Here is a 26,981-nt window from a genome sequence, read left to right on the forward strand (position 1 = left end):
TCAGCCGACGGGGTCGCGTCGGCGGCGACCCCGTGCCCAGAGGGTCGCGGCGACCGCGGCCGTGCCGGCCGCGCCCACCCAGTAGACGCCGCCGTAGCCGCCGGGCGCCGCCGCGACGAGCGCGATGAGGCCGCCGGACAGCACGGCGGCCACCTGCCGGGTGTTCGCGAACACCCCCGCCGCGAGGCCGGGCGCGTCGAACGCGTCCTGGAACACCGTCAACCCGACCCCGGCGACCGTGGCGAAGAACCACGAGTTGAGGGGCTGCAGGAGCACGAGCGCGAGCGGGGTGTGCAGGAGCGCGACGCCGAGGTAGTAGGCGGTGCCCACGGCTGCACCGCCGGCGACGAGCCCACGCGGCGAGCGCGTCCGGAGCAGGCGGCCGAGGAGCAGGAGCGCGGGCACCTCGGCCAGCGCCGAGAGCCCGAGCGCGGTCCCCGACCACACGAGCGGCGCGTGGAGGTCCCGCGTCACGAACAGACCCATGGACGTCACCGCAGCGCCGTTCAGGAGCTGGAGCACGACGAAGACGGTGAGGAGCCCCCAGGTCCGCCCGGACCGGAGGAGCTGCCGGACCGGCGGGGCCGACCTCGGCACACCGACGCCCGGGTCGGACGGTCCCCGTGCCCGTGCCCGTGCCCGTGCCTGACACCGGACCGCGGCGAGCGAGGTCGCGAGGTTGACGACGCCGACCGCGCCGACCACCACCAGGACGGTGCTACCCGGCGCGACCGAGGTGACGAGGGTCGACAGCGGCGGTCCGGCGACCCACGCCATCGACACCACCGCGCGAATCCGGACGACGGCGTCCGGCGTCGCGCCGCTGTGGCGGAGGTGCGCGAACAGCAGCGTCGCCCCCACCCCGGTCGGCGCGCCGAGGACGACCATCGAGACCGCCGCCACCACCAGCGACCGCGTCGCGAGCAGCACGCCCACGAAGGCGATCCCGCACGCGGCGCTGGCGACCATGCCGGCGGCGTAGGTCCCGCGCCGGTCGGCGATCGCGGGGACGACGAGCGACGCCACGAACCCGGCCGCGTTGTAGAGGGCCAGCACGATGCCCGCCTGGCTGCCGGAACCACCGAAGGTCGTCGTCAGCAGCACGGCGAGCACCGGGTTGAGCAGGGCGAACTGCAGCGACCAGAACCACGCGGTCGCGGCACGTCCCCAGCTGCTCCGGAGGGGGCGCAGCGGTCGGTCGTCGGTCATCACGTCGTCGCTCGCACTCCTCGGGCGGTGGGGGGAACGCTACCCGTGCCGGACGGCGACGAACCGGCGTCTCCGTGGGACCACGGAGATCCGTCGACGGGGCCGTGCGGGGCGCGCCGGACTGGTACCGTCGTGCCCCCGGCTGCGCCCGCACCGGCCCGGCGACCGACCGAGAGCATGATCAGAGCAGTCCGTTCCCTCACCGCCGCGCTGGCGGTCCTCGCCGTGGTCGTCGGGGTCGCGCGCTGGGCCGTCCCCGGGGCCGGGCGCCTCGCCGGCCCCTGGGTGACGACCCTCGGTGTCGTGCTGACCGTCGCCCTGCTGCTGCGGGGCGTGCGTGCCCTCCGGCGCCGGGCCCGGGACCCGAGGGCGGTCCGCGGTCTCACCGCACTCGTCCTCGTCACGCTCGTGGTGTGGGTCCTCTTCGCCGCCGCCGGGCAGGCCGTCCTGCTCCTGCCGCACGACGACGTCCGGCAGTGGGTGGCGATCGGTCTGGGGGGTGTCCTCGGGGTCGTCGTGCTCCTCCTGGCACTCGGCGTCTTCGCGGAGTGGGCGCGGATCGCGGAGGTGATCGGCGAGGAGGAACGGCTCGAACGCGAGGCACTCGCCCGCCGCGCTGCGGGTCGGACGGTCATCGTCCGGGGGTCCCAGGGGACCGGAGCGGGTCGGCCTGAGCGTCCGGGCCGACGGGGTGGGCCGGCCTGAGCGTCCGGGTCGACGGGGCGGGCCGTCCACGCCGACGGCCCGCCCTGGTCACCAGTCGCTGCGCGGCTGTGCGTGGTGGGCCACGCCGTCGTCGGTCCCTCGCTCGTCCTGGTCGGTGTTCGTCGTCGCCGCCGCGGGGGTTCCCTCGTCGGCCTCGTGGTGGTCATTGACCTGAGAATGCGTCATGCGCGTATCCTCGGCTGCTGCTCGTGGACCCACCTCAGTGTTCCCACGGATTCCGGCTCCATCACGGGCGCCGCGGGCCCCGGGGCCGGCGTCCTGGCCCGGTCCGTGGTCCCACCGATGCGAGCCCCCGGCGGTCTCGCCGATCCTGGTCCGGACGCGGCCGTTCGGGTCGGCCCGTCGCAGGAGGCCGTACCGGGGAACCGGGTCCCGTCAGGGGCCGTCGGATGGGTCGGCGGCGACCGTGGGGGTCGTCGTCCCGGTTCCCCGGTACGGGATCCGTCCGGTCGACGGCCGGCTCCGCGGCCAGGGCAGCCAGGTGGACCAGGACAACGCCAGGGTCGTCACGGTGAGGAACACCAGGAGCGCGAGGACGTACCCGGCGACCGAGCCGTAGCCGTACCGCGAGGTGTCGGGGTCGAGGAAGCCGTACGGGTAGTAGTGGACGGCGTCACTGGCCTGGTCGCCCGTGAACGGTCCGCGCGCCAGGGTGACGACCAGCCACACGACCGGCGCTGCCGCCACCACCCCGACCGTCCGCAGCCGGACCGGTAGCCGGACCTTGTCGGGGGCGACGAACCAGTCGAGGAGGACGAGCGCGGGACCGACGATGTGCACGACGTCGTCGGCCCACGGCAGCACGGACCCGTCCGGGTGCGGCATGCCGCGGAGCAGCACGTTGTCGGCGACCGCGGTCATCACGACGCAGACGGTGACCGCGAGCCGCGTGGTCGTCCAGGCGGTCGTCGGGGGGGTCGCCAGTGCGAGCCGCACCACGCCGACCACCAGCACGACCACCGCCGCGGCGTTCGAGTCCTCGGTGAAGAACAGCGCGAAGTCCAGGCTCTTCCCGGGGATGCTCGTCACCCCCACGTGGTGCCAGAACGTCACGCTCTGCCCGTACTGGGCCGCGAGCGCCACGGTGACCAGGGTGGCCACCGCCGCCCGCGCGCTCGCGATCGCCGTCGCCGACGCGGTCCGGGCGGACGGCCACGGGTCGCGGATCGAACTGGACGTCGGTTCGTGCAGCCGGAGTTCAGCCACGATGGTCCTCCTTCGGTCGCCGGCCGGGTCCGACCGGGCGGCACCACCCTGCGCCGGACACCCCCGGTCGGGCATCCGCAGGGCTGCGGAACTCCCGGGCCGGTCCGGGCCCGAAGCGCTCGCGACGGCGGGATCGGTGGGAGTGCGGAGGTGCCCCGTGCGTCCCGCGCGCAGACTGTGCTCGTCCCGCCCCCGACCCCGGACTGGAGCCTCCCGTGCCCGCATCCCCATCCGCCATCACGAGCCTCGACCTCGGCGGCATCACGCTGACCTACGTCCCCGACGGCGAGTTCCGCGCCGAGCCCGGTCTCGCCTACCCCCGCGGGAGCGACGCGATGCTGTCCGACGGCCTCGACGTCGTCGACGACGACGGGATGCTGGTCCTCTCGGTCGGCGCGATCCTGATCAGCACGGGTGGGCGACGCGTCCTCGTCGACACCGGCATCGGCCGGCGCACCATCCCGCTCGTCCGGCCCGGCACCACCCGCGACGCGTACATGCGCGGCGGCGCGCTGCTCGACAACCTCCGCGCGGTCGACGTCGGACCCGAGGACGTCGACGCCGTGCTGCTGACGCACCTGCACGCGGACCACGTCGGGTGGATCGGCGACGAGGACACCCCGGGTGTGCACACCTTCCCCAACGCGGAGTACTGGCTCGACGAGTCGGAGTGGGCGTTCTGGAACCGTCCGGAGCACAGCGGCGACGCGGTCGCACCACGACCGAACGAGCTGGCCCTCATCGACGAGCGCCGCCGTCCACTCACCTCCGGCTCCGGACCGGTCGCCGGCGTCACCGCCGTCCCGACCACCGGACACACCCCGGGCCACCACGCGTTCGCCGTGCAGGGCACCCACTCCCGGGCGCTCATCGTCGGCGACGCCGTGCACTGCCCGGGCGAGGTGCTGCACCCCGACGTCGTCTGGGTCGGCGACCACGACGCGGACGGTGCCGTCCGGACCCGCCACGAGATCGCCGACCGCGTCGGCTCGGACGACGTCGTCCTGGTCGGGCCGCACTTCCCGGACGCGGTGTTCCGCCGGTTCGACCCGGACGCCGCGCAGCCGGTCACCGCGGTGGCGCACCAGTCGACCGAGCGTCGCGGGGTCGCACCGGGAAGGTGAGCGTCACCCGCAGTCCGTGCGGGTCCGCGTCGGCGAGGGTGAGGTCGGCACCGTGCAGGCCGGCGACCCAGGACACGATCGCGAGTCCGGTGCCGGTGCCACGGCCTGCGGCGGTCGTCCGCCCGCCCTCGAGCACCGCGCGGCGCCGGCGGACCGGGACGCCCGGTCCCTGGTCGGCGACGGAGAGCTCGTGGCCGCGGAGCGTCACGACGACCGGCCCGGAGCCGTGCCGCAGGGCGTTCTCGACGAGGTTCCGGACCGCCTGCGCCAGGAGGTCGGCGTGTCCGTCGACCACGGACGGCTGGAGGTCGAGGCGGATGTCGCCTCCGCCCTCGACGTCCTCGAACTCCTCGACCGCGAGCTCGACGACCTGGTCGAACCGGACGGGCTCGAGCTCGAACGAGGCCGGGTCGGCGCCACGGATGCGCGCCCGGTCGAGCAGACGGGCCACGAGGGAGGACATCCGCGTGACCTGCGCCGAGACCGACGCGAGGCGCGGGGGCGACCCGTCGGTGTCGAGTGCGAGCCGCATCACGGCCAGTGGCGTCCGGAGCTCGTGTGCGGCCTCGCGGAGGAACTGCTCGTGCTGCTCGATGCTCCGGATGGACGGGCGCATCGCGAGCCCCGAGAGCAGGTGGCCGAGCGCGGTGCCCAGGACGCAGAGTGCCGCGACCGACAGCGCCAGGAGGAGGTCGAGTCGCCGGTGTTCGGGCGTGGGCACGGCCGAGGCCCCGGCGAAGACCACGGTGTCGGCGTAGGGCACCGAGAGCACGACCCAGTCGACGGGCTCCGGGTCGTCCACCGCGGGCGCCTCGCTGTGGACCGGTCCGTCGCCGTGTCGGGCGCGGGCCATCAGGTCGGTCATCGTCGCGGACGACGGCAGCGCACCCTGCGACGGCGAGGCCACCACGATGCCGGCCGGGTCGACGTAGGCGAAGGTGCCGTCGACCGACGTCCAGGTCGCCACGTCCTGGGAGTCGAACCGGATGTCCGGGCCCGACGACTCGGCGGACCGGGCGAGCTGCTCGGCGAGGACGGTGAGTTCCCGGTAGGTCTCGCGTGTGTGGGACCGCGAGTCGATCACGGAGGCCATGACCGCGAGGACCACGAGGCACATCGCGGTCGTGATCGCGAACAGCACGGTCCCGCGCCACCGCAGCCGTCGGAGGTGTCGCGCCTCAGGCGTCACCGGCGGCCTCGTCCCCGACGCGGTACCCGACGCCGCGCACCGTGTGGATGGCGGGCGGCGAGCCGAGGCGTTTCCGGAGTTGTCCGATCACGACGTCGACGACGTTGGACGCCGGGTCGTGGAGCTCGTCCCAGCACCGTTCGACGAGCTCGGTCCGGGTGACGACGCCGCCGCCCGCCCGCAGCAGCTCCTCGAGCACGGCGAACTCCTTCGCGCGCAGGATGAGCTTCGTGCCGTGCCGGTGCACGGTGTGCCGCTGGACGTCGAGGTGGATGCCCGCGCCGTCGAGCACCGGCGGGAGCGTGACCTGTCCCCGACGGGTGAGCGCGCGCACCCGCGCGATGAGCTCGACGGCGGCGAACGGCTTGACGAGGTAGTCGTCGGCGCCGAGGTCGAAGCCCCGGACTCGGTCGGCCAGGGCGTCCCGTGCCGTGATGAGGATCGCCGGCGTCAGGTCCCCGGCCCGTCGCAGCGCCGCGACCAGGTCGGAGCCGTCGCCACCGGGGACGCTCCGGTCGAGGACGAGGCACGCGTAGTCGCCGGCGGACGCGGCGACGTCGGCGTCCTCGTAGGTGCGGGTGACGTCGACCGCGTAGCCGGCACGCCGCAGGACGCGCTCGACCTCGGTCGCGAGGGAGCGGTCGTCCTCGAGGAGCAGGACCTTCACGCGGTCCCCGTCCCGGCGTTCGATCGCACGCGGTCAGACGACGTGGTCGGCGAGCGCACGGAGGTCACCGCCCGCGCGCTCCGGCGAGGGCACCGGCTCCGGCATCCGGCACCGGTCGAGCAACCGTTCCACCAGGGCGGCGCGCTCGGCGATGGCGTCGGCGTCGATGGAGCCGGGGAGGATCCGGACCTCGACGGTGTCCCGGACCGGGTCGTCGTCGAGGAGCGCGGTGAGGTTGACGTCGAAGAACTTCGTCAGGCCGACCTCGGACGCCGCCGCCTGCAGCGCGGGCCACGCGTCGGCCGTCTCGACCAGCGCGAGGAGCTCGTGCGGCAGCTCACGGACGCGCGTGGCGGCGGGGTTCGAGCCGAGCGCGGCGCGCAGCTCGTCGCGCCAGAGGGTGAACAGGCGGACGAGGTTCGCGAACGGGTGCAGGGCGCGGAACGGAGCGCCGTCGAAGTGGAGGTGGACCGCGGCCTCCCGCGGCACCGTGAAGCCGAGCGCCCGGGCGTGGCCGAGGAGGAGTCCGAGGGTCTGGTGGTGGTCCGCGTCGAGCGGCGCGGTCACGATCTCGCACGGCCGGTCGCGGCCGCGCACGAGCGCGGCTGCCATCGCGATCGTCGAGCCGGTGTCGTCGTCGAGGCGACGGATCGGCCCGAGGGCTTCCACTCGGGTCCCGAAGACGGCTGCGGCGGCGTCGAGCACCTGGTCGAACGGACCCCCGGCCGCTTCGTACCGTTCGACGAGCCGGAGCAGGCGCGGCTCGTCCGACAGGATGCGGAACCAGCCGTCGGCCGCGCTCGGCGGCTCCGCGGGGAGGGTGGGGTCCTGGAGGTCCGCGACCAGCGTGATGTCGTCGACGAACGACGCGAGCGGCCGCCCGGTGCCCTCGGTCACGGCGAATCCCGGGGTGAGGTGCCAGAACTGCCCCATGCCGGGGACGAGGGACGGCTCGGAGTCGGTGTGGAACACCGTGTCGACGCGGCCGCCGGTCGCGTCGGCGACCCGTCGGGCGAGGACGCGGCGGTCGGATCCGCGCGGAGCGAGCAGCTCGATCTCGAAGCCGATGCGGCGCCGCAGGGTGGTCATCGTGGTCCTTCGTGGGGGAGGGGCGGGAGACCGGTGCCGTGCCGAGGACACGGCGCCGGTCGATCGGTCACGGCTGGATCGGGAGCGGGACCTGCGGCGAGCTCAACAGGTCCTGGCCGGCCCGCACCTTCGCGCTGTACGCGTCGATCTTCCAGATCTGGGCCAGCTTCACGGCGTCGGTGTAGTCGTACCCGGCGCTCGTGAACGCCGTGCTCGCGTCGCCGGCGGAGGGCGTCGGGTGCTCCAGCGGCACCGGTCGGTTGGCCAGCGCCAGCGCGCCGGCCTTCGCCTTTGCGGCCGCGGGGGAGACCTTCCACGCGGTCGCCAGACGATCGGCGAGGCGGGCGTCGTCCACCTCGGCGATCTCGTACGCCCGGAGCTGCTGCGCCGTCGTGTAGCTGCGGGTGAAGCCGGTCCCGGGTGCGAACGGCAGCGCGTGACCGGCACGGAGGTCCGCGCCGGCGGTGGACTTGGCGTGGTTCCGGTCCGCCGAGTTCCACAGGGCGGCCAGGTCGAGTGCGTCCTCGTACTTGTAGCCGGCCGCGTAGTACGCGTTGAGGTTCTTCGTCCCGGGGGCTCGCTGGATCTTCCGGAGCTCGGCGTCCCGCAGTGCCGCGGCGTGCTGCGCGCTGGTCGCGGCCGGGCCGAGCGTGTGGTGCTGGGCGGTCGTGCGCGCTGCTGCGGCTGCTGCTGCCGCGGCGGGGGGCGTCGACGCCTGCGCGGGCAGCGTGCCGATCAGCGCCGCCACGGTGCAGGCGGCGGCGCCGGTGACCAGGGCCGCGCCGCCGATGCGACGGAACGCGCGGCCCCGTGCGGTGGTGGTGTTCATGGGCGTTTCCTCTCCGGAGGTGGACTGGGAAGGGCTCTCGTCGGGCGGGTTCGTCCGCGGCGTGGTGTCGACCTCAGAGGGGGAGCACCGCCTGCATGCCGATCAACGTCTCGGTCTCCGTCCGGCAGGTCGACCCCAGGTAGTCGCTGGGCAGACCCGCCGTGAGGGGACGGTCGCTGTGCGGCAGTGCCACGGCCAGCGCCTCCGGCACGGCCTCGACACAGTTGATCGGTGCCTGTCCGGCGTGCAACGCGACGTACACCTGCGCGCGCTTGTCCGGGCGCAGCGTGACCGCGGGCGACGGGACGGCGCGGATCTTCAGCGCAGCGGGACCGAAGGGCCTCCCGTCCGCCACCAGCCGAGCCGTCGGCCAGCCCTGCAGGACGCAGCTCCGGTGGCCCTCGTTCGTGAACACGACGGCCAGGAGCACGGCGCCCTCGTCGATCGGTCGCGGCGGCAGCGCGGCTCCGTCGCGACCGCTCACGGTGGCGGAGAGCGAGGCTGCGTCGCAGCGCGGCGACCGCAGGCTCTGCACGTGCGCACGCTCGGTCGGAGCCGCCCGGACCGTCGACGCACAGCCGGCCGCCGTCGCGGCGAGGACGACCACGAGGGCCGCCGCCGCCGCCCCGCGGACCGTCAGCTGCTGCATCCGGACACCCTGACAGGGCGCGCATGAGACGACGATGAAGTCGACTCGGGCCCGTGGGCGGTCGACGTTGCCGTCCGTCCACGGCGTCGCGGGGTCCCGGAACTCACGCGGCACCCGATCCTTCCTGGCCGAGGTCGTTCAGCGCGAGGGCGAGCTGGGTGCGCGTGCGAACGCCCATCTTCCGGTAGGCGTTCCCGAGGTGCGTCTCGACCGTCCTGACGCTCACGAAGAGTTGCGCCGCGATCTCGCGGTTCGTCCGACCGGCCGCCGCAGCCTGCGCCACGCGGGTCTCCGCCGCCGTCAGCAGCGCACGGCCGTCGCCGGCGTCGGCCGCCTCGGTGAGCCGGAGGGTCCGGGCGGCGATCCGTGGGTCGTCGGCGTGGATCCGGGTCGTGGTGACGTCGGCGAGCACCTGGCGGGCCCGGCCGATGCGGCCCGCGTCGAGGAGCAGTTGCGCGCGGTCGAGCTGCGCACGAGCGGACTCGGGAGCGAACCCGCCCCGTCGCAGTTCCTCGACGGCGTCCTCGGCGAGCCGGAGCGACTCGTCCTGGTCGCCCCTGGCCATCGCGACCATCGCCCGGATCCGGAGCGCCTGACCGTGGGCGTGGGGACGGCGGTACACCTCGTCGAGCGCCGACAGGTGTCGGGCGACCCGTTCCGCACCCTCGAGGTCGCCGAGGTGGACACGGGCACGTGCGAGTTCGATGTCGATCCAGAGGCGGCGGCCCGGCTCGACGATGCCCTTCGCCTCGGCGAGCTCGAGCGCGACCTCGAGCTCGGCCCGCGCCTCCGACCAGTTGTCGGACCAGGCCGCGTCGACGCCGGCGAGTGCGCGGAGCAGGAGGCTGCCGCGGATCGTCGCCGCCGGGCTCGTCCAGCCGGACATGATCTCGTCGAGCGTCTCGCGGTCGTTCCGGGTCAGCGCGAGGAGCCCGCGGGCCCGGGTCAGCGGAGCCGGTGGGTCCACGAGGCGGAGCGCGTGTTGCTCGGCGTCCTGGAGGAGCGAGGTCGCCTGGACGACGCGTCCGGCGAGGACCTCGACGATGGAGGCGTGCGCGAGTGCACGGGTGGTGGTCGGGTGCGCGTCGAGCAGTTCCGCGGTCCGGATGAACGCGGTGAGCGCTGGACGGGAACGCCCGAGATCGTCGGCCTGGTAGGCGCCGATGGCCTCGATCGACGCCGAGCTGGAGGTCAGCTCCACCGTGCCGCTGACCGACTCCACCGCACGCGCGCGCGCGATGATCTCGGACGAGAGTCCCTCGCCCGCGTCGAGGCGACGGAACGCGAGGTCCGCCAGCGCGGCCTGGAGCGTGTTCGGTGCGACCTCGGGCGGCAGCTCGGCCGCGCGCGACTCGATGTCGTGGGCGACGTCGGTGGCGTCGCCGGTCGACCACAGCAACCGGAGCACGTCGATGATCGTCGTGCGCACGTCGCCGGAGTCGAACGACCGCCGTGCGTTCGCCAGGCGGCGGTCGACCGCGTCGACGCCGAGGTCCTGCGCGATCGCCTCGGCGCTGACGACGGCGATCCGGTCGAACTGCTCCGGGGGCAGTTTCGCGGGGTCGAGGGTGGCCGACAGCCGCCGGACGAGCGCGGAGTCGCCCTGCGCCCCGGCCAGCTCCGCGGCGAGGAGGACGCGGTCGACGTGCGCGTCCGACCGGCCGTCGGAGCGAGCGACCGACCGGAGCGCCAGACGGAGCGCGTTCGACGTCGTCCCGATGCGGCGGGCACGGCCGGCGGCGGCCCGCAGCTCCTCGGCGAGGTCCGGTCGTGGCCCCGGCAGGACCGCGTCGTCACGGTGTTCGAGTCGTGCCTCCGCGGGCAAGGGCGCCTCGGCGATGGCCGCGTGCAACGTCCGCCGCTCCGGCGCGGACAACAGCTCCAGCGTCGCCGCGCGCAGCAGCGGGGTCCGGACCGCGACCTCGTGGCCCTTGACGCTGAGCACGCCGAGCGAGACGCCCTCGGCGAGCGCCTCCTCCGCTTGTCCGACCACGTGGAAGAGCGCCTCGACGGTGCCGGTGCGCATCAACGCCGTCACGGACAGGAGCTCACGGACCGGCGCGGGCAGCCGTTCGAGCCGCCCGATCGTCGACGCGACGGCACGCGACGTCGCCGCCGCGGGTCGGTCGTCGCCGGAGAGCCGTGCCATCGCCAGGTCGACCGCCCACGACGGGTTGCCGCCGCTCTCGCTCACGATCTCGGTCACGTCGGTCGCCGACAGGCCCTCGAGCTCCGAGTCCTTCAGGACGCCGGCGACGGCGGCGGGGCTGAGCGGTGCCAGGAAGGCGAGCTGGGACGCGGTGAACACCACCTTCCACGAGGTGACCGGGCCGCCGGCGTCGAGTTCGCGCGCGACGATCAGGACCGTTCCGGCGGCCTCGTGGGGCGGCCGGAACATCGGCGCCATCAGGTCGACCGACTCGCGGTCCGCCAGGTGCGCGTCGTCGAGGATCACGACCGTGTGCGCGGCGGCGAGGACGTTGCAGAGGTACCGCAGCGCCGCCTCGAGCATGCGGTGGTCGGCGAACTCCGGGGGAGCGGTCTGGAGCACCTGCTCGAGCGCCGCCCGGTAGCCGATCGGCAGGGTGCGGTGGATGCGCTCGGGGATGAGCCGGAGCAGGGTCCGGACGGCCGAGAACGGGCTGACCGATCCCTCGTCGAACCGCAGCATGATCACGATCCGGTCCTGCGACAGCCGCTCGGCGAGGGCCTCGAGCATCGTCGTCTTGCCGACGCCGGGCTCGCCGATGATGGCCAGGCGCCCGCCGCGCTCGCCGGCGACCCGCACCATCCGCTCCAGCAGGGCGCGGCGTTCGAGCGGGATGCGGTTGTGCGCGGAGGCGTCGTCGCGTTGTCGGGGCATCAGGACCGCCCCGCGAACAGCGCGTCGGTGTGCGCGATGGCCGCCTTGGTCGGCGACAGCGCGGTGTGCCGGGCACCGACGCCGACGTCCCGGACCGTCCGCGCGAGCGGGTGCTCGGCGTGCAGCGCCGCGGCCCCGGTCCCGCTGACGAGGAGCGGCAACGCGGCCTCGGCCGCGGCGAGCGCCTGGACGGCGAGGTCGGCCGAGGTGGCACGGGCCACCGCGGACAGCGCGTCCACGTCGGCACGCATGCCGAGGGCGCCCGACGCGGCGGTCCGCAGTGCCTCGGCCCGCGCGACCTGCAGGGCGGCCGCACCCACCGCTGCGCGGACGTCGGCGCGCTCGTACCGCGGGCCGCCGTCCGCGACGTCGTCGAGGAGGCGGTCGAGTGCCGCCTCGACGGCGCCGACGAGCGGGGCCGCAAAGAAGATCGTCGCGAAGAACGTCAGCGGGGCCGCGGCCGGGTCCGGGACGAGCGTGCGAGCGCGCCGCGCCGGCACGACGACGTCGTCGAGGTGCGCGGTGTCGCCGCCGGAGCCCTGCAGACCCGCTGCACCCCAGGTCGCCTCCACGCGCACCTCGGCGATCGGCACGAGGACCCGGACCAGCGCTGCCGAGTCGATGTCGCGGACGGTCGCCATGACCCAGTCGGCCCACGGCAGACCGCTCGCCGGCGACGAGATCGCCCGCACGTGGAACGTCCCGTCGATCCACTTCCCGGTGCCCTGCGGGGCGAGGGTGCCGGCGACGAGGGTGTCGACGTCGGGGGCCCACACCTCGCGCAGGGTCTCCTCGGGGAACTCCGCCACCGCGAGGTTCGTCACGGCGGCGACGGCTCCCATCCACCCGAGGTCGGCGTCCACGGTGCCGAGGTCCCGCAGCCGGTCGGCGAGGTCGGCGACGGTCGTCGGGGGTCGGTCCGAGCGATCGGGGCGCCAGGCGTCGAGCACGCCGGAGGGGGCGAGACGGGCGCGGACCGACCCGGGGTCGTGCTGGGGGGTCGTGGCCGACGACGGGGCGGTGGTGGAGACGGGCATCGGGCATCCTCGGGGGAGTCGGTCGGTGCGGACGACCCGTGTGGAGCCGGCACCGGTTCTTGATCTTCGGTCGGCGGTGTCGACGTCGTGTCGACGTCGCGTCGCCGGACGGGTCAGGGCTGTGGGGTCCGCTCCCGTGAGCGGACGCGTGGGTCGAACCTGCGACGGTCCAGGCGACGCCCCCGGGCGATCGTGGTCGTGATCGACCGGAGCGCCGCGAGGTCGAGCGTGGGGTCCTCGGTGGTGGCGATCATGTCGGCGCGTGCTCCCGGGACGATGCGGCCGACGTCCGAGCGGCCGAGTGCCGCCGCACCGCCGACCGTGGCGGCGGCCAGCGCCTGCTCCGGGGTGAAGCCGGCGTGCTCGACGAGCAGGTCGAGCTCGCGGTGCATCGCGGGGAACGGGTCGTCGGCGGTCGTCGGGAAGTCGGTCCCCGCGGAGACGACCACACCGATCTCGGCGGCGCGCGCAGTGATCCGCGCGGACGCCGGCATGCGCGCGCCCGGGACACCCGTGGGCGCGTCGACCAGCAACGTGGCGTCGAGGACGCAGTCGCGGCGGTGCATCTCCTGGAGGAGTGCCTCCACCGCGTCCGGCAGCCGGTCGCGGAAGCGTTCCGGGTCGATGTCCGCCCGCGGCTGCGCGTAGGTGGACGGGACCACGTCGCCCTCGTAGCCCAGCAGGCACGCGTGGCTGACGGCGTCGACCCCGGCCCGGACGACCTCTGCGGGGCCGGACGGGAACACCGTCCCGTGCGCCCACACGAGGAGTCCCTGCCGGTGCGCCTCGTCCGTGATCCGGCGGACCAGGTCGGGTCCGAGGTCGGTGTAGACCTTGATCGCGCGCGCTCCCGTCCCACGGGCGACCGCGACCGCTTGCACCAGGTCGGTGTCCGCGTCGACGGCCTGCATCCACGGGGCCGTCCCGGGGTCGTACCCTGCTGAGGCCACGCGCATCCGCTCGTCGTCGAAGAACGACGGACCGGCGACGAACGCCGCGAAGTCGATCGAGGGCGCGGGGAGCTCGCCGGCGTCGGCCGCGCGCGCGAGCTCGGCGATGACGCGGAGGTCGTCGGCCATCACCCGGATCGCCGTGACGCCGCCGTACACCTCGCGTTCGAGCTGCGCGGTGGCGTAGGGCACGTCCGGCGGGGTGGCGATGTGCTGGTGGCTGTCGACGAGTCCGGGCAGGAGGAACGCGCCATCGAGGTCGGCGTGCGCGGTGCCCGACGGCGCCGAGGACGCGAGGTCCCGTCGGGACCCCACGGCGAGGACGCGATCGCCCCGGACCAGCACGCCGCCGTCGGGGATCGGCGTCGTGCCGACCCCGGACAGGACCGTCGCGTGCTCCCAGAGGACGTGACGGTCCCCGTCGCGGTCGGTGTCGTCGTGGTCGATGGTGTGCTCCTGTCGATCTGGTGTACCGATCCGAGCGCGGACGCTACGGGGTCGTCCGGGCGCTCGCCACGGTGGGAACCCTGAGATGCACTCCGCGGTCAGCTGCGGTTCAGGAGACGGCTGCAAGCAGGACGGTGGGGTCCCCGTCCACCCAGCGGTTGTCCATCGTGAACCGCGACACCCGCGGTCCCTCGGCGGTGTCGCGGACCTCGAAGGTCCAGGTGTTGCCCATCAGCACGTGCCGGGTCCTCGACGGGTCGGGCCCCTCGCCCGGCAGGAAGTGCTGCGCCAACGCGTAGGCCTCGATGACCCAGCCGTCGTCGGCGCTGCGGTACGTGACGTTGGTCGCCATGTGGGTCGTGTCGAGCGGGCCGACCGAGCCGATCATGTTCGTGACGATGGTGTCCCGGCCGGTCAGGACGGGGAAGTCGAGGCCGATCCGCTTCGTCGCGGGCGTGAGGTCCGCGACCGCGTCCTCGGTGAGCAGGTCGGTGAGGACCGCGGCGTCGCCCTGGTCGAGGGCCTTCGCCCAGAGCAGGGGCAGCGGCGCGAGCGCGCGTTCGGTCTCGATCGGGACGAGTGCGGTGGTGGTGGTCATGGTGAGCTCCTCGATGTGTGTGCGGTCCGGTAGTGGACCGATCAGTCCGGAACGGTACGCCCATCAAGACCGATTGGTCAAGAACCCACCCCTGGTGCCGAGGAGCGGTTGCGAGGACCCTCAGGAAACACGGGGCAACAGCCAGCGGACGCGTGCTTAAGCTACATAGGTAGGAACAGCAGGACGAGAGGACCGCCCGTGCAACACGACCACCGACGGATCGCGTCGACCACCCACTGGTGGGTCGACCGCGCAGCCGACCTGTCCGCTCCGCAGCTCCGAGGCGACCGTCGCGAGCAGTGGCACGCCGACGCCGCCGCAGCCTCCGAGGTGGGGGTCCCACGCGGCGGCCTCGTGCTCGGGATGCTCCTCACCGCCGCCTTCCACCGCTCTGCCCGTCCCCGATCAGGAGGATCGATGATCCCGTCCCGTCCCGCGAACGCCCGGCCCGGCCGCGTGCTCCTCGCCGCAGCCGTGCTGTCCGTCGTCGTCGCGTCCGTCTTGGACCGCACCGTCTTCTTCGTCGTGTCCAGCACCGCGCAGTACCGCGTCGGAGAGGTGGTCGACGTCGCACTCGGCTTCGTCGTCCCGCTGGTCCTGGTGCTGGTCGCGCTGTCCCGTGTCGCCCCCACCCGTGCCCGGTGGGCTGCTGCCGCGGCGCCGGCCGTCGCGGGCTCCTGTGCCCTCGCCGTCGGGCTGGTCCTCGGCGGCGCCGTCTGGCTCGTCGCCGCGAGCGTCGGGTTCGCCGGGCTGCTCGCCGCGTGGTTCATCGCGAACCGCGTCCGCCCGCGGACCTGGCTCCTCGTCGCGGCTCCCGCGGTCGTGCTCGTCGCCGTCGAAGTGGTCGCGCTCGTCGCCCGTGCCGTGTTCGACGCCTCGACGGCGACCCGCCCCGCCTTCTGGGAGGCCGAGGGCCTGGTCGGGCTGGCGGCACCGCTGGCCGTCGCGGTCGTCGTCGCCATGCTCCTGCCGCGTGCTGCCTCGGTCCGCCGCGAGCCGCATCCGGCGGCCGCGTGATGGAGCCGCTCACCCGGGTGACCGCCTCGACCATCGACGTGCTCTCGGCGCTCCTCGACCACGACGGTCCGGCCTGGGGGCTCCTCGTGATCAAGGCGACCGGACGACCGGCCGGCACGGTCTACCCGATCCTGGAACGCCTCGAGCAGCGCGGGTGGATCGCGTCGAGCTGGGAGGACGACGACGCCCGGCCCGGCCCGCGGCGTCGGATGTACGAGTACACGCCGGACGGCCGGGCCGCAGCGCTCGACGCCCGGGCCGCCTTCCGCCGCCGGGCTCCCCAGCGACGCCCGAGCGGTCGGGTCGTGACCCCGTGACCGTCGCCGTCGACTGACGCGGCGCCGGGCCCGGGCGCTGCTCGCCCGGCACCCGTCGGCCGGACGGGTGCCAGCTGCCGCGACCAGCGCCCTCCCCGGAGCGTCCCGGTGATGTCCCCGATGCGGCGGCCACCCGCTGTGGCGAGCATCGGCCCATGACCACGAGAACGACGGCCGCGCTCCTGCGGCGACACGTCCACGGCCTCCAGCAGCTCACCGAGGGCAGTCCGTCCGGACGCGTCGTCCGGGCGGGCTCGCTCGCGTTCGCCGACGCCGGCATCGACGTCGCCGCGTTCAACGCCATCGCCGTGACGGGCGCTGCGTGGTCCGTCGGCGACCTCGACCGGGCCGCCGCGCTCGCCGCGACGAGCCACCGGCCGTGGTCGATCACCGTGCAGCTGGGGACCGGCACGGTGCGTGACGCCGCGCGGCTGCGCGCCGTCGAACGGGTCGCCGAGCGTCACGGGCTCACCGAGCGGGACGAGGACCCGTTCCTGGCCTGCCGCCCCGCGGACTTCCGCCCGGCGACGCCTGTCGCCGACGACCCCGCGGCGGGCACCGCGGACGGCCCGGTCACGCGGACCGCGGACGGCTACGCCACGCGGACCACGGACGGTCCGGCCGTGCGCACCGCGGGCCGCGCGACCTTCGGGGTCCGCCGGACCGGCAGGCCGCACGTCGTCACCGTCCCCGCCGCCGACTGGCGCGAGTACACCGAGGTCGTCGCCGCCGGGTTCGAGGTCCCACCGGCGACCTTCGGCACGGTCTTCGGGGGCGCACTGCTCGACGACCCGACGGTCACCGGGTACCTGGTACGGGTCGACGGCCGGACGGTCGGGTCCGGCCTCGGCGTCCGGACGGACGACGCCCTCGGCGTCCACAACGTCGCCGTCCGGACGGACGACGCCCTCGGCGTCCACAACGTCGCCGTCCTGCCCGCCGACCGCGGCCACGGTGCGGGGCGCGCGGTGACGGAGCGGGCGGTGCGGGACGGCTTCGCCGCCGGCGCGACCGCCGCCTTCCTGGTCAGCTCGCCCGACGGCCTGCCGCTGTACCGGTCGCTCGGCTTCCGGCACGTGGACACCCTCGTCCGCTGGTCGGCGCCCGAGCCCGCGACGGACCGCGGGACCGACCGCGCCTCCGACCGCGCGTCGGACGGCATGTCAGGACGCGCGTCGGACCGCGCGACGGTCCCCGTGGTTCCGCCGATGTCCTCGTCGACCGCCCGCTCCTAACGTCGTCGCGTGCAGACACAGCAACAGGACACCCCGACCGCAGGCCGCCGCTCCGTCGTCGTCGTGGGCGCGTCCCGCGGCATCGGAGCAGCCGTCGCCGCCCGGTTCGTGCGCCGGGGCGACGCCGTCACCGGCACCCACCGCGGCACCGGCGTGCCCGAGGGGGTCACCGGCGTCGAGGCGGACGTCCGCGCAGCGGCCGACATGGCACGGGTGGTGGACGTCGCGGTGGCCGAGCACGGCCGGGTCGACACCCTGGTCGTCGCGTCCGGCATCACGCGGGACGGACTGCTCCTGCGCCTCGACGAGACCGCGATCCGCGAGGTGCTCGACACCAACCTCGTCGGCCCGGTCCTCGCGGCGAAGGCCGCGCTGCGACCGATGCTCCGACAGCGGTCCGGCTCCATCGTCTTCGTGACGTCGATCAGCGCCGGCCTCGGCGTCGCCGGGCAGGTCAACTACACCGCCTCGAAGGGCGGTCTGGAGAGCGCGATGCGGTCGCTCGCCCGCGAGTACGCCGGGCGCGGGATCCGCGTGAACGCCGTCGCACCGGGGCCGACCGACACCGCGATGCTCGCCGACACCGAACCCGACGCGCTCGCCGCCATGTCCGCGGCCGTGCCGCTCGGCCGGATCGGCCAGCCGGAGGACGTCGCCGAGGTCGTCGTCGACGTCGCCGGGTGGTCGTGGGTGACCGGGGCCGTCGTGCCCGTCGCCGGTGGCCTGCAGCTGGGTGCGTCGTGAGCGGGCGCGACGTCCGCTCCCTCGTGGCGCTCGGGGTCCTGGGGTCGGTCGGCTGGCTGCTCTACCGCGTGGTCCTCTGGGCGGCGGTGCTCGAGCTCCGCCGCGTCGGACCGGACCCGCTGCTGCCCGAGGACGACTGAACGCGCGGCCGTCCGGCCACACGCTCCCCACCGGCCGCCACCGCCCGGCCGTCAGGCCACGCGCTCCCGCACCGGCTGCCGCCGCGCGAACGCCCGGACCAGCGCGAAGAACGCGTACCGTCCGCCGGGCTCGGCGACGAGCAGGTGCGCGTCGAGCAGGTCCTCGAGCACGGCCCGGGCCGACGCCGGGTCGCGGCACAGGGCACGGGCCGCCGCCTCCGCGGTGAACGGTCCCTCCGGCAGGTGCGCGAGCCGGTGGAACGCATCGCGCTGGTCCTCGCGGAGCCCGGCCGACGCCCGTCGGAACGGTGCGTCCACGATGCGGCAGTCGGCGTGCATCACGACCGGCTGGTCGAGGTCGTCGTAGAGCTGCTGCTCGATCTCCGCCACCGTCCACGACGGCCGGTCCGCCAGCCGCGCGGCGGCGACGCGCACGGCCAACGGCTGGTGCGAGCAGGCGGCGGCGAGCCGTGCGGTGGGCCCGGGCTCGGCGGCGAGCCGCTCGTGCCCGACGAGTCGGCCCATCAGGTCCACGGACTCCTCCGGGGCGAGCGGCAGCAGGGTCGTCCACCGCGCACCGGCGAGGTCGACGAACCGGCGGACGGCGGTCACGAGGGTCAGGGAGCCGGCTCCGGAGGGGATCAGCGGCCGGACCTGGGCGGAGCTCGCCGCGTCGTCGAGGACGAGCAGCACCCGCTTGTCGGCGACGACGGAGCGCCACGCCGCGGAGCGTTCGTCCAGACCGGCCGGGATCGCCGACCGCGGCACACCGGCGCTGCGGAGCAGGGAGAGCAGGGCGTCCGAGGCGGTCACCGGGTGGCCTCCGGCGGCCCGCAGGTCGACGAAGAACTGGCCGTCCGGGAACGCGGCGCGCACCTGGTGCCCCGCGTGGACCGCGAGCGCGGTCTTCCCCATCCCACCGAGTCCGGTGATCCCGAGGACGCTCCCCGCCTCGTCCTGCGCGGCGACGCGCCGGACGCGGGCCAGCGCGTCGGCACGGCCGACGAACTCGGGCAGGTCCGGGGGCAGTTGGGCAGGTGCCGTGGCGGTGGGCGGACGGTCCGCCGGGCCGGGAGGCGCGGTGGCGGACGCGAGGTGCGCCTCCCGTCCGGCGGTCGGTCCCGTCCCGTCGTCCTGCAGCAACCGCTGGTGCACCTGCCGCAGCGCGCTCCCCGGCGAGACCCCGAGCTGGTCGGCGAGCCGGTGCCGGAAGCCGTCGTAGACGCCGAGCGCCTCGTTGCGGAGGCCGAGTGCGAGGAGCGTCTCGAGCAGGAGCGCAGCGACGCGTTCGTCGAGCGGGCGCTCCCCGGCCACCCGGCGGAGGTCCGCGATGACGTCCTCGTGCCGCCCGCGGCGCACCTCGAGCGTCGCGCGCTCGACGGTCACCTCGTCGCGGAGCTCGGCCAGGCGGGACCGTTCGGCCTCCGCCCACGACCCGGGCAGGCCGCCGAGTGCGGTCCCGGTCCAGCGGTCGGCGGCCGCTGCGAGGTCGTCGGCGCCCCCTGCGACGTCGCCGGCGCGGACGCGGTCGCGGGCGCGGCGGCGTGCGGCCTCGACGACCGCGAGGTCGAGCTCGGTGGAGCCTCGACGGAGGTGGTACGCCCCGCCGTCGGTGCCGATCTCGAGGCCGGTGGCGCCGGCGTGGGGGGTGAGCACCCGCCGCAACCGGTACACGTAGGTGCGCAGGACGCCGGCTGCGCTCCGGGGCGGGGTGTCGCCCCAGATCCGGTCCACCACCGTGTCGACGTCGACGGGGTGTCCGTCGGCGAGCAGCAGCATCGCGAGCACGGCGCGCTGCTGCGGCGACCCGACGTCGAGGTCGACGCCGTCCGCGACGGCGGTGACCGGACCGAGGACCGTGAACCGGACGGTGGGGAGCGCTGGTGTGCTCATGGGACGGCTTCCTGTGCAGCCCGGCTCCGATCGGGGCCGGGTGCCCGCGTCAGAACGACGCGAGCGCGGAGGTGGTGAGCTGGTGGATGCTGGTCGAGGCGCACGCCTCGAAGAGCGAGCCGGACGCGGGGACGAAGAGCGACTGGCGCGATCCCGGCGGGATCACCCGGAAGCCGTCCGTCGTGCGCGGCTCGCAGGTCGCGGCGTCCCAGTCCCCGGCCTGTCGGACGGTCACGACGGCCTGGACCTCGCTGCCGGGTCGGAGCGTGAGGGTCGCGTGCGGGGTGCTGCGATCGAGGACCGCCGGGTTGCCGATCTGCGCACCGTGCCCGCCGCCCACGAAGGACACGCCGGGCCACCCCTGCAGCGTGCAGGACCGGGTCCCGGTGTCCCGCAGGATGATGGCCACCCGCTGGGAGCCGGCCGCGCCACCGCCGCCGCCGTCGGCGATCGATCCGGAGAGCTCGGAGACGGCGCACCGGCTGGAGGTGGAACCCGCGGCCGCGGCGGGCGAGGAGCCCGTGCCGGCTGCCGATCCGCTCGGCGCGCTGCCCGCGGACGGTCGAGCGGCTCCCGGCGTCGCGGCCGGCGAGCCGTCGTCGGACGGGCTCGGGCTGGAGGCCGCCGTGCCGCTGCTCGCGCTGGAGGACGTCGGCGACGGGGACGGACCGCTCCCGGTCGCGGAGCATCCGGTCAGCAGCACCGCGAGGGTCACGATCGCGATCGTCGGGGGGAGGAACCGTGCGCTGGGTGTCGTCATGCTCCTCAGCGTGCGTCCCGCGTCGGAGGTGGGGCCACGGCTGACAGGATGACACGCATCCTCCGACAGAATGAATGTTCCGGGTCGGTACCACCGGATCGCACGAGGTCGGTGGTTGCACGGATGTCGGCACGCGCGGTCCCGAGGACGCTTGCCCCATGCCGGAACCCGAAGTCATGGCCCCACGCCCCTCGACCCGTCAGTGGATCAGCGGTGCCCGCCCCCGCACGCTGCCGCTGAGCATCGTCTCCGTCCTGCTCGGCACGGGCGTCGCGATCTCGGGCACGCAGGGCGGCGCGGCCGCCTGGGCCGGGCGCGGACTGCACGTCGGCATCGCCGTGCTCTGCCTGGTCGTCGCGCTCTGCCTGCAGATCGGCGTGAACTACAGCAACGACTACTCGGACGGCGTGCGCGGGACGGACCGCTTCCGCCGTGGCCCCGCGCGGTTGACCGGTGCCGGCACCGCGACGCCCCGTGCCGTCCTCCGCGTCGGCCTGACCTTCTTCGCGATCGCCGCCGTGGCCGGTCTGGTCATCGTGCTGCTCACCGGTCTCTGGTGGATGCTCCTCGTCGGCGCGGTCACCATCGTCGCCGCCTGGTACTACACCGGCGGCAAGCGACCGTACGGCTACCGGGCACTCGGCGAGGTCTCGGTCTTCGTGTTCTTCGGCCTGGTCGCCGTCCTCGGCACCCAGATCGCGCAGCTCGGGCACGTCACCGGGCAGGGCTGGGCGGCGGGCACCGCCGCCGGCCTCTTCGCGTGCGGCGTCCTCATGGTCAACAACATCCGCGACATCGAGGTCGACGGTCTCGCCGACAAGCGGACCCTCGCGGTCGTCGTCGGCGAGCGGGCCGCGCGCGTGCTCTACGCGGTCTTCATGCTCGTCCCCTTCCTCGTCCTGCTGGTCTTCGTCGTCACGACCCCGCTGACCCTCATCGCGGCCGCGGCACTCGCCCTGGCGATCCCCGCGGTAGCGATCGGCTCCCGCCCGGCGGCACCGCCCCGACTCATCGCAGCGCTCCAGCTGTCGTCGTTCGCCTCCCTCGCGTTCGGCGTGCTCCTCACCGTCGCGCTCGTCATCAGCGCCGCCTGATCGACGCCCCCAACCCACTGGTCCCACGTCAGACAGAGGTCCACCATGCGCATCGCCTTCGCCGCCAACCCGCTCCCGGGCCACATCGTCCCCATGGTCCCGCTCATGCGTGCCGCGCTCGCCGCCGGTCACCGGGTGGCCGTCATCACCGGTGCCGACGCCGCCGCCTTCGTGCTCGCCCAGGGCAGCCCCGACATCGAGGTGCTGCCCGCCGGTCCGCCCACGCTCGTCGCCATGGCCGACATGCAGCGGGAGACCGGGACGAGCCCGGCGACCGCGCCCCGGCCCGACACCATCGCCGAGTACTTCGCCGTCCGCCGGCCCGCCGCCGCGGTGGAGGACGCCGTCGAGGTCGCACGGGCCTGGCAGCCGGACGTCGTCATCAGCGAGAGCCTCGACCACGTCGGGCCGTACGTCGCCGAGGCGCTCGACGTGCCGTTCCTCCGCCACAGCTTCGGCCCGGAGCGCCCCGAAGCCGTGCGGTCCGCGATGGCCGCGGCGTCGGCTCGCCTCGCGGCCGAGCGCGGCGTCGAACTGCCCCCGGTGGCAGCGTGGATCGACGTCTACCCGGCGTTCCTCGAGGCGCCCGGGACGGTCCGCGACGGCCGCCGCATCCCCCTCCGTCCGTCGGCGCACGGCGCCCTCGGCGGGGCACCGGTCCCCGCGGCCCCACCGCGGACCCGGCCGCGCGTGCTCGTGACGATGGGCACCGTCTTCACCGACCAGGCGCTCCTCGACCGTGCGGTCGCGTCGTCCGGACGCGAGGGGTTGGCCGTGGACCTCGTCACCACCGTCGTGAACGGCGTCCAGGCGCACGCGAGCGCGGACGACTCCCCGGTGCAGGTCGTCAACGTCCCCTTCCGTCCGCTCGTCGAACTGCTCGCCGAGGTCGACGCGGTCGTCACGGTCGGCGGTGCCGGCACGGTCCTCGGTGCGCTCGTCGCCGGGGTCCCGCTGGTCGTGATGCCGCTCGGCGCCGACCACGCGGTGAACGCCGCACGGGCCACCGCCACCGGGGCGGCGATCACCGTCGACTCCCCGGAAGCCGTCGGCCCCGCCCTGCGTCGGGTCCTCGAGGACGACGCCGTGCGTCGCTCCGCCGAGGACGTCGCCGCACGGATCCGGGCGCTCCCTCCGGTGGAGACGGTGCTCGCCGAGGTCGAGCAGGTCGTCGCGACCGCGGCCCGGGAGCGCGTGTGACCGCCGACCAGCTCGTCGAGGACGGCCGGGCGCCCGCCCTGGTGCCGATGCCCGCGGTGACCCTCGCGGTGACCTCCGGCAGGAGCACCGGGTTCCGGCCGGCGGCGACACAACGGCGGGTCGACGAGCTGCTCAGCGACCTCGTGGACGAGCTCGCCGACCAGGGCGTCACGACGACCGGCTGCGCCTCGATGTCCGTCGTCGCCGTGGACGACACGGGCGTCGGCATCGAGGTCGGCGTCGTGGTGGACGCGCCGGTCATCCCGACCGAGACCATCCGCGTCGTCGAACGACCGGGCCACGACGCCGTGACGCTCCTGGTGCCGGGTGACCAGACGGACCGCGACTGGACGCGCCTGCGCGTGTTCCTCGCCGACCTCGACGTCGTCGCGCTCCGGCGGTCCTACGTGTCCTTCCAGCACCCGCGTCGCCCACGAGCGGGGACGCGGTTCACACAACTCGTGCAACCGATCACGGCGCGCCACGACTGAGCCCGAGCGCGGACGGCCGCCCGTCGACGACCCGTCGACCCGCCGTCGACACCGCGCTGGTGTGCTCGATCCCGACCAGCCCCGCGAGGGGCGAGACCCCATGGAGGACCCCTTGTCCCACACCCTTCCCGACGACACCGTCGACCACGGCGCACGTGCCGCCTTCCGCGAGGCCGTCGCCGGCCTCGACGCGAGCCTCGAAGGCGTCGCGCTCACCCCCGAGGACGCCGGCTACCCGGAGGCGTGCGCGGGCTACAACCTCGCCGGCCGTCGGCACCCGGACGTCGTGGTCACCGCGCACAGTGCGAGCGACGTCGTCGAGGCCGTCACGTTCGCCGCCGCGCACGACCTGCCCGTCGCCGTGGTGGCGACCGGTCACCACGCGATGCGACCGCTCGAGGGCGGGCTGCTCGTCTCGACCGCGGCGATGGACGACGTGCACGTCGACGCCGACGCCCGCCGCGCCGTCGTCGGTGCCGGTGCACGGTGGAGCGACGTCGTGCCCCGGACCGCGGAGCACCACCTGACGCCCGTCCACGGTTCGTCCGGGCAGGTGGGCGCGGTCGGCTTCACGCTCGGCGGCGGCCTCAGCCCCGTGCTCGGCCGCAAGTACGGGTGGGGTTCGGACCACATCGTCTCGCTCGACGTCGTCACGGCGTCCGGCGAGGTCGTCCGGGCGTCCGCCGAGGACCACGCCGACCTCTTCTGGGCACTCCGCGGCGGCCGCAGCAACCTCGGCATCGTCACATCGATGGAGATCGAGCTGTTCCCGGTCGACCGGTTCGTCGGCGGCGGGCTCTTCTACGACGGCGAGCACGCCGAGGCGGTCCTGTCCGCGTTCGTCGCGGCGACCGCGACGGCTCCCGACGACCTGACCCTGTCGCTGGCGTTCCTCCGCCTGCCCCCGGTCCCCGGCGTGCCGCCCCTGCTCGCGGGCCGCTTCGTCCTGCACCTGCGCGTCGCGTACCTCGGTGACGCCGCCGGTGCCGACGACCTGCTCGCACCGCTGCGCGCAGCGGCACCGGTCATCGTGGACACGGTCGAGGAGACCCGGGCCGTGGACTTCGAACGCATCCACAACGACCCCACCGACCCCGCACCGTTCTCCGAGGAGACGTCGATGCTCGCGGGCGTCGGACCGGACGCGCAGCGCGCGCTGCTCGAGCTCGTCGGGCCGACGAGCGACACCGGTCTGCACATCGTCGAGCTCCGGCAGCTCGGTGGCGCCTTCGACGTCACCCGTCCCGGCGCCGGAGCGATCGTCGCACCGGAGGCCGCCTACGTCCTCTGGGCCCTCTCCATCGGGATGCCCGAGGAGGACGCCGACGGGATCGCGCAGGCCCGGGCGCTCGTGGAAGCGGTCCGGCCGTGGAGCACCGGGTCGCGCTACCTCAACTTCGCGCCCGACGACGGGCACCCGGAGCGTTCGTTCACACCGACCGACTGGAGCCGACTGCTGCACGTGAAGGCCGCCGTCGACCCCCGCAACCTGTTCCGCACGCAGCAGCCGCTCATCGAGTCCTGACCGCACCCGACCCACTCCCGCCCCACGCCCGACCCCACACCTGATCCCACACCCGTAAGGAACACCACCATGACGACCACCACCATCACCACGCCGCTGCCGACCGACACGGAGCGCGAGCTCGAGCGACTGCCGCTCCGCTGGGCCCGTGCGCTCGACACCGCCGACGCCTCGATCCTCGAGACGCTGCTCACCGAGGACATCGTCGTCGACATGACGCCGGCCACCACGAAGATCGGGCTCGAGTTCCCGGTGCTGCAGGGCCGGGAGACCGTGATCCCGACGATGATCGGCGCCGTCGGTCCGCTCGACACGATGCACGCGGTCAGCAACGTCACCGCGCTCGGACTCGGCGACGGCTACCTGGTCGAGGCGTACGCCCTCGCCCAGCACTACCTGCCGGGGGAGGGGCCCGACGTGACGGCGACCCGGCACGCGCTCATGGGGAACACGTGGACCTTCCACGTCCGCGCGACCCCGGACGGTCCCCGCGTGGCACGGTTCACGATGGACTGCCGCTGGATGGAGGGCGACCCCACCGTCCTCCTCGCAGCGATCAGCTGACGGTACGGTCGGCGGTGGGCCAGGGCTGATCGGACAGGAGGACACGACGTGCGGCGTCCTTCGCTGTCCCGTGCCGCCCTCGCGGCCTGGTCCCGCCGCGGCAGCGCGGCCTACCGCCGACACCCGCGGCCCGAGAGCACGGCGCCGGTCACGGTCGTCGGACCCGATCCGCTGCGCGTCCTGGTGTTCGGCACCGACGCGGCCAGCGGGTGGGGCGTCCTCCGGCAGGACCTCGCGCTGCCCGGGCACCTCGCACGGGCGCTCCGTGCGGAGACCGGTCGCGGCGTGCACGTCGTGCTGGCGGACTGCGGCGTCGCGGCGGTAACCGACCTCGTCGCGGCGGCGAACGCGCTCCCCGTCGCCGCGTACGACGCCGCGGTCGTCATCGGCGGCATCACCGACGCGGTCCACCTCGAGGACGCCACGCGCTGGCGGGAGGTGCTCGACGCGGTCCTCCGCACGGTGCGGGCCCGGTCGGGAGCGCACGTGTTCCTCACCGGGATCCCGCGGCCCAGCACGCTCCCGGCCTTCCGCCTGCCGGAGGGCGGCGCGGCGGACCGTGCCGCCGACGCGCTCGACCGGGCGTCTGCGGACGTCTGCGGATCGCTCCCGGGCACGACCTTCGTCCCCTCGCTCTCGCAGCCCGCACCCGTGACCCGCGACGAGCGGCTCGTGTCGTCCGACAGCTACGCGGCACTCGCGGCGCACCTCGCGGAGGCGATGGCGCCCCACCTCGGCAACATGCCTCCGGACGCGGCGGCACCGACCAGGCCGTGAGCCGGAGTGCTCGGGACGTCCCGGCTCAGTGACGCCGCGACGGGACGGTGCGGCCCACGAGCCGCAGGGCCGACGTGCCGAGGACGGCCAGCAGCACCGAGACGGGGGTCAGCCGCCGCGCCAGCTCACGTATCCGCGGCCCCGTCGTGCCGTCCGACGCGACCGCGCGGACGGCGTCCCCGACCTCGGCCGCCGACGGCACGACGACCGCGGCGCCGACCGCCGCCAGCGCGTCGCCGACGGCCTGTTCGGCGGCGTCCGCGGGGAGCACGACCATCGGGACGCGACGCTGCGCGGCGGCCAGTGCCACGAAGGCGTCACCGGTCACGACGGCGACGTCCATGCCGTCGAGGAGGTCCGGCAGCGGCGCCGCGGCGTGGACGAGGTTGCGGGTGGCCGGGGTCCGGAGCGCGCCCGTCGTCTCGGTGACCTGGACCACCGTGTTCGCCTGGGCGGCGTCGACGGACGCGAGCACGGCGTCGACCGACTCCGGGGAGCGACCCGGCAGCGCCACGAGGACGTTCCACCGGTACTCCCAGCCGTCGGTGAGCGGATTGCGCCACAGGCCGGGGCGACCGTGATCGCCGGCGGGTTCGGGGTCCATGGCGTCATGGTGCAGACGGTCGAGCGTACGGCGCGTC

The 26,981-nt window shown here is 74.8% G+C and carries 28 protein-coding genes; 13 read left to right on the forward strand and 15 right to left on the reverse strand.

From position 1 onward, the window contains the following. Positions 1-1,209: an MFS transporter gene (locus tag AAEP86_RS04975; protein ID WP_420369428.1), complete on the reverse strand. Its 1,209-nt coding sequence runs from the start codon at positions 1,207-1,209 to the stop codon at positions 1-3. 177 nt (positions 1,210-1,386) lie between these two features. Here AAEP86_RS04975 and AAEP86_RS04980 point away from each other — a divergent pair, with 177 nt between their 5' ends. Then, positions 1,387-1,914, forward strand: a complete 528-nt coding sequence (locus tag AAEP86_RS04980) for a hypothetical protein (protein ID WP_420369429.1) — start codon at positions 1,387-1,389, stop codon at positions 1,912-1,914. Positions 1,915-1,962: 48 nt separating this feature from the next. Here AAEP86_RS04980 and AAEP86_RS04985 read toward each other — a convergent pair whose 3' ends face one another. After that, complete coding sequence (locus AAEP86_RS04985) at positions 1,963-2,100, reverse strand: hypothetical protein (RefSeq protein WP_420369430.1); 138 nt, start codon at positions 2,098-2,100, stop codon at positions 1,963-1,965. Between the two features lie 210 nt (positions 2,101-2,310). Continuing rightward, a complete protein-coding gene (locus tag AAEP86_RS04990; RefSeq protein ID WP_420369431.1) occupies positions 2,311-3,141 on the reverse strand; it encodes a Pr6Pr family membrane protein in 831 nt (276 codons plus the stop codon). 215 nt (positions 3,142-3,356) lie between these two features. On the opposite strand from AAEP86_RS04990, the gene AAEP86_RS04995 reads away from it, so the two are divergent. Next, positions 3,357-4,265 carry an MBL fold metallo-hydrolase gene (locus AAEP86_RS04995; protein WP_420369432.1) on the forward strand — a complete coding sequence of 303 codons (909 nt, stop codon included), beginning with the start codon at positions 3,357-3,359 and terminating at the stop codon, positions 4,263-4,265. Here AAEP86_RS04995 and AAEP86_RS05000 read toward each other — a convergent pair. From AAEP86_RS05000 to AAEP86_RS05040, 9 genes are all read right to left on the reverse strand, one after another. Continuing rightward, the gene (locus tag AAEP86_RS05000; RefSeq protein WP_420369433.1) at positions 4,210-5,454 is read right to left on the reverse strand and encodes a sensor histidine kinase; all 1,245 of its coding nucleotides are present in this window, start codon (positions 5,452-5,454) and stop codon (positions 4,210-4,212) included. The two genes, AAEP86_RS04995 and AAEP86_RS05000, sit on opposite strands and share 56 nt — an antisense overlap. Next, a complete protein-coding gene (locus AAEP86_RS05005) occupies positions 5,444-6,121 on the reverse strand; it encodes a response regulator transcription factor (protein ID WP_420369434.1) in 678 nt (225 codons plus the stop codon). Before AAEP86_RS05005 ends, AAEP86_RS05000 begins: the two co-directional genes overlap by 11 nt. Positions 6,122-6,154: 33 nt before the next feature. After that, positions 6,155-7,210 carry an amidoligase family protein gene (locus tag AAEP86_RS05010; protein WP_420369435.1) on the reverse strand — a complete coding sequence of 352 codons (1,056 nt, stop codon included), beginning with the start codon at positions 7,208-7,210 and terminating at the stop codon, positions 6,155-6,157. Between the two features lie 67 nt (positions 7,211-7,277). Next, positions 7,278-8,039, reverse strand: coding sequence for a hypothetical protein (locus AAEP86_RS05015; protein ID WP_420369436.1), 762 nt, complete (start codon positions 8,037-8,039; stop codon positions 7,278-7,280). Between the two features lie 73 nt (positions 8,040-8,112). Continuing rightward, complete coding sequence (locus AAEP86_RS05020; protein WP_420369437.1) at positions 8,113-8,688, reverse strand: DUF4232 domain-containing protein; 576 nt, start codon at positions 8,686-8,688, stop codon at positions 8,113-8,115. A gap of 103 nt (positions 8,689-8,791) precedes the next feature. Further along, positions 8,792-11,551 carry an AAA family ATPase gene (locus AAEP86_RS05025; protein WP_420369438.1) on the reverse strand — a complete coding sequence of 920 codons (2,760 nt, stop codon included), beginning with the start codon at positions 11,549-11,551 and terminating at the stop codon, positions 8,792-8,794. Then, on the reverse strand, positions 11,551-12,588 hold the full coding sequence (locus AAEP86_RS05030) for a hypothetical protein (protein WP_420369439.1): 1,038 nt from the start codon (positions 12,586-12,588) through the stop codon (positions 11,551-11,553). Before AAEP86_RS05030 ends, AAEP86_RS05025 begins: the two co-directional genes overlap by 1 nt. 113 nt (positions 12,589-12,701) lie before the next feature. Continuing rightward, complete coding sequence (locus AAEP86_RS05035; protein ID WP_420369440.1) at positions 12,702-14,111, reverse strand: amidohydrolase family protein; 1,410 nt, start codon at positions 14,109-14,111, stop codon at positions 12,702-12,704. Next, entirely contained in the window at positions 14,095-14,583 is a 489-nt protein-coding gene (locus AAEP86_RS05040) for a nuclear transport factor 2 family protein (RefSeq protein ID WP_420369441.1), read from the reverse strand. Before AAEP86_RS05040 ends, AAEP86_RS05035 begins: the two co-directional genes overlap by 17 nt. A gap of 198 nt (positions 14,584-14,781) precedes the next feature. Here AAEP86_RS05040 and AAEP86_RS05045 point away from each other — a divergent pair, with 198 nt between their 5' ends. The 5 genes from AAEP86_RS05045 (at position 14,782) to AAEP86_RS05065 (ending at position 18,036) form a co-directional block, all read left to right on the forward strand. Beyond that, positions 14,782-15,600 (forward strand): hypothetical protein, encoded by an 819-nt coding sequence (locus tag AAEP86_RS05045; RefSeq protein ID WP_420369442.1) that lies wholly within the window; start codon positions 14,782-14,784, stop codon positions 15,598-15,600. Between the two features lie 17 nt (positions 15,601-15,617). Then, positions 15,618-15,917: a PadR family transcriptional regulator gene (locus AAEP86_RS05050; protein WP_420369443.1), complete on the forward strand. Its 300-nt coding sequence runs from the start codon at positions 15,618-15,620 to the stop codon at positions 15,915-15,917. A gap of 155 nt (positions 15,918-16,072) precedes the next feature. Further along, positions 16,073-17,152: a GNAT family N-acetyltransferase gene (locus AAEP86_RS05055; protein WP_420369444.1), complete on the forward strand. Its 1,080-nt coding sequence runs from the start codon at positions 16,073-16,075 to the stop codon at positions 17,150-17,152. 9 nt (positions 17,153-17,161) lie between these two features. Continuing rightward, positions 17,162-17,896 carry an SDR family oxidoreductase gene (locus tag AAEP86_RS05060; protein WP_420369445.1) on the forward strand — a complete coding sequence of 245 codons (735 nt, stop codon included), beginning with the start codon at positions 17,162-17,164 and terminating at the stop codon, positions 17,894-17,896. Then, positions 17,893-18,036, forward strand: a complete 144-nt coding sequence (locus AAEP86_RS05065) for a hypothetical protein (protein ID WP_420369446.1) — start codon at positions 17,893-17,895, stop codon at positions 18,034-18,036. The genes AAEP86_RS05060 and AAEP86_RS05065 overlap by 4 nt, the downstream gene beginning before the upstream one ends. Positions 18,037-18,087: 51 nt before the next feature. On the opposite strand, the gene AAEP86_RS05070 is transcribed toward AAEP86_RS05065, so the two are convergent. Continuing rightward, entirely contained in the window at positions 18,088-19,929 is a 1,842-nt protein-coding gene (locus tag AAEP86_RS05070; RefSeq protein ID WP_420369447.1) for a BTAD domain-containing putative transcriptional regulator, read from the reverse strand. Positions 19,930-19,978: 49 nt separating this feature from the next. Continuing rightward, positions 19,979-20,689: a DUF4232 domain-containing protein gene (locus tag AAEP86_RS05075; RefSeq protein ID WP_420369448.1), complete on the reverse strand. Its 711-nt coding sequence runs from the start codon at positions 20,687-20,689 to the stop codon at positions 19,979-19,981. Between the two features lie 158 nt (positions 20,690-20,847). Between AAEP86_RS05075 and AAEP86_RS05080 the strand changes: the two genes are divergently transcribed. The 6 genes from AAEP86_RS05080 (at position 20,848) to AAEP86_RS05105 (ending at position 26,340) form a co-directional block, all read left to right on the forward strand. Further along, the gene (locus AAEP86_RS05080) at positions 20,848-21,783 is read left to right on the forward strand and encodes a 1,4-dihydroxy-2-naphthoate polyprenyltransferase (RefSeq protein ID WP_420369449.1); all 936 of its coding nucleotides are present in this window, start codon (positions 20,848-20,850) and stop codon (positions 21,781-21,783) included. A gap of 45 nt (positions 21,784-21,828) precedes the next feature. Continuing rightward, a complete protein-coding gene (locus AAEP86_RS05085; protein WP_420369450.1) occupies positions 21,829-22,983 on the forward strand; it encodes a glycosyltransferase in 1,155 nt (384 codons plus the stop codon). Then, on the forward strand, positions 22,980-23,474 hold the full coding sequence (locus tag AAEP86_RS05090; RefSeq protein ID WP_420369451.1) for a hypothetical protein: 495 nt from the start codon (positions 22,980-22,982) through the stop codon (positions 23,472-23,474). Before AAEP86_RS05085 ends, AAEP86_RS05090 begins: the two co-directional genes overlap by 4 nt. A 112-nt stretch (positions 23,475-23,586) precedes the next feature. After that, on the forward strand, positions 23,587-24,999 hold the full coding sequence (locus tag AAEP86_RS05095) for an FAD-binding oxidoreductase (RefSeq protein WP_420369452.1): 1,413 nt from the start codon (positions 23,587-23,589) through the stop codon (positions 24,997-24,999). Positions 25,000-25,068: 69 nt separating this feature from the next. Beyond that, complete coding sequence (locus AAEP86_RS05100; RefSeq protein WP_420369453.1) at positions 25,069-25,563, forward strand: nuclear transport factor 2 family protein; 495 nt, start codon at positions 25,069-25,071, stop codon at positions 25,561-25,563. A gap of 48 nt (positions 25,564-25,611) precedes the next feature. Continuing rightward, the gene (locus tag AAEP86_RS05105; protein WP_420369454.1) at positions 25,612-26,340 is read left to right on the forward strand and encodes a GDSL-type esterase/lipase family protein; all 729 of its coding nucleotides are present in this window, start codon (positions 25,612-25,614) and stop codon (positions 26,338-26,340) included. Between the two features lie 25 nt (positions 26,341-26,365). On the opposite strand, the gene AAEP86_RS05110 is transcribed toward AAEP86_RS05105, so the two are convergent. Next, complete coding sequence (locus tag AAEP86_RS05110; protein ID WP_420369455.1) at positions 26,366-26,944, reverse strand: hypothetical protein; 579 nt, start codon at positions 26,942-26,944, stop codon at positions 26,366-26,368. Positions 26,945-26,981: the final 37 nt, after the last annotated feature.

The organism is Curtobacterium sp. L1-20 (assembly GCF_048755855.1).
Lineage (GTDB): Bacteria > Actinomycetota > Actinomycetes > Actinomycetales > Microbacteriaceae > Curtobacterium.